This is a genomic window from cf. Phormidesmis sp. LEGE 11477 (assembly GCF_015207105.1).
In the GTDB taxonomy this organism is placed as follows: Bacteria; Cyanobacteriota; Cyanobacteriia; order Phormidesmidales; family Phormidesmidaceae; genus Phormidesmis.
In genome coordinates, this window is record NZ_JADEXO010000239.1 from 1 (window position 1) to 2,254 (window position 2,254).

General features: G+C 52.9%; 3 protein-coding genes. 2 read left to right on the plus strand and 1 reads right to left on the minus strand.

The features are described 5' to 3' along the window. Window positions 1-365: 365 nt before the first annotated feature. Window positions 366-854, plus strand: coding sequence for an Lrp/AsnC family transcriptional regulator (locus IQ256_RS28940; protein WP_193859137.1), 489 nt, complete (start codon window positions 366-368; stop codon window positions 852-854). Window positions 855-914: 60 nt separating this feature from the next. Then, window positions 915-1,613, plus strand: coding sequence for an IS6 family transposase (locus IQ256_RS28945; RefSeq protein ID WP_193859138.1), 699 nt, complete (start codon window positions 915-917; stop codon window positions 1,611-1,613). 293 nt (window positions 1,614-1,906) lie between these two features. Here the strand turns inward: IQ256_RS28945 and IQ256_RS28950 are convergent. Next, window positions 1,907-2,254, minus strand: a 348-nt coding sequence (locus tag IQ256_RS28950; protein WP_193859139.1) for a LytTR family DNA-binding domain-containing protein, incomplete at its 5' end; no start/stop codon positions are given.

Below are 2,254 nucleotides of genomic sequence, written 5' to 3' on the forward strand. Positions count from 1 at the left end.
CATGAACACGTTGAACCAGACCTATGACACGGCTGGCCGTTACTTCTACGGCCGGGTCACGATCCGCCGCTAGGCAGATCGACAAAAGGTAATACGCAGCACTTAGAAGCGAGCGATCGGGGCTTTGGTTGAGTTCTCGGTTCCGGTCGCAGGCTTCGCCCTCCGAGTACAGTGTTATGCGTATATTGGGCGGGCCTTCGGGCTCGCCCTTTTTTTAAAGGCTGGCGCAATTAATATCGCCGCAGGATTACTGAGCGCCATCAAGAAAATTCCAGCGGATTGATCGTGTCCGGGTTTGTGTCAAATTGGATTGCGGGCAAGCAGGTAAAACAAACGCGATAACTGCCGGAGTATTGGATTCAGAAATGCGAGACACTGTATCTAAGCCGAGATTAAAAGATGCAATCGACCAGAAAATTTTGGATGCTCTTGAAGAGAATGCCTGGTTGTCCAATGAAGCCTTGAGTAAAATTGCTTGCCTGTCGCCGAGTGCTACTTTGCGGCGTGTTCAACGGCTGACGGAAAATGGCGTTATTCTCGGCGCGAAAGCGATCATTCAAAAAGAAGATGCAACACAATTTAAGCGCATCATCTTGTTTGCCGGTCTGGCAAGTGACGCAAGATCAGCCGTCGACGAGACATGCCGAGTTTTGCGTAGTGGTCCAGGGTTTCACTCCGCCCACATCGTGCTGGGTGGCACAGATATCGTTGCGGTTTACAACGCGCCTTCGATAGAGACATTCAATGAATGGGCCGTAAAAAAATTCCATCAACACGGCAATGTTGCCCGATCCACGACATTGATTGCGTTGGCCGACGTTACAGAGCCGCAATCGGAGAACGACCTCTATTAGGCCATTGGGGGTCCTGTCAGATTAAACGCTCCATTATCGGTTTTCCGGTGAAATGCCGGGATGAAAAACCCATTTCGCTATTTCAAGACATCACCTGAGGTCATCCGTCTCGCGGTGATGATGTATGTCCGATTCCCGTTGTCGCTTCGAAACGTCGAGGATCTGCTGCACGAACGCGGGATTGATCTGAGCCATGAGAGTGTGCGGTTCTGGTGGAACCGGTTCGGCCCGATGTTCGCCGCCGAGATTCGAAGAAAACGAGCTGATAAGCTTCGCGCCTGGGACCAGTGGCAATGGCATCTGGATGAGGTGTTCGTGAAGATAAATGGCGTCACGCACTATCTCTGGCGCGCCGTCGATCATGAAGGTGAAGTGCTCGAAGCCTATGTCACCAAGCGCCGAGATCGCCATGCAGCATTGAAGTTTTTGCGCAAAGCGATGAAGCGGTATAGTAATCCTGAAGTCATCGTCACAGACAGACTCCGCTCGTATCGAGCCGCCATGAAGGTCATCGGAAACGAGGACAAACAGGACGTGGGGAGGTGGCTCAACAACAGAGCCGAGAACAGCCACTTACCGTTCCGAAGACGAGAGCGAGCCATGCTCCGATTTCGACGAATGCGAAGTTTACAACTCTTTGCCTCCGTCCATTCCTCAGTCCACAACCACTTCAATCTCGAACGTCATCTCAATCAACGCGACCGGTTCAAGGAGAACCGGCAAAACGCGCTGGCCGAATGGCGGCAGCTCGCCGCCTAAATCACCCGTTGCCGTGGAAACTGAGACCAGTTCGCTTTCGTCTGACACCACCCGCCTGACGGCTATCATATCGCGGTTGCAACGGCATTGAGGGAGGGCGAGTTGGGATTGTTCTACACGCGATAGTTCGGCCGTTGCGGTTTTGTATTCTGACAATTAGTGACAGGTTCGTTTAGGCCTGACAGCGCCAGGCCGTATTTAGCGCATAATTTCCCTTATGCGACGCCAGACAAGTCATGGTTAAATTCATTTAATCAAAGGAGTGGTTCTTGCTGCTACCTGCAGACCATGACCTAGTCCCCGAATACAATTTTTGCGCCACCGACATTCGGTCGGCTAATGGGGAGCTCAACGCCATTGATGAGCTTCACGCGAACTCCATCCTGATCGTCGAGTAGCTGCTCGGTACCTGCTTTCGCCGCCCAGTGCGATCGATGAAGCTGCATGCCCTCAACCTCGGAAACGAGGTCCAATGCGTCGGCAAACCTCATCAAGATGAGGTCGTCGGCCCGCTGTGTGTAGACGCGCAAATAATGCTGCTCTGCAGAGAAACCAAGCAGATCGCCTCGCTTTTCAGGTGCGAGGCGATCGATGAGTTTCTGGCCGCGAAACCCAGCGCCCGGGGCTGTATTGCTCTCAGC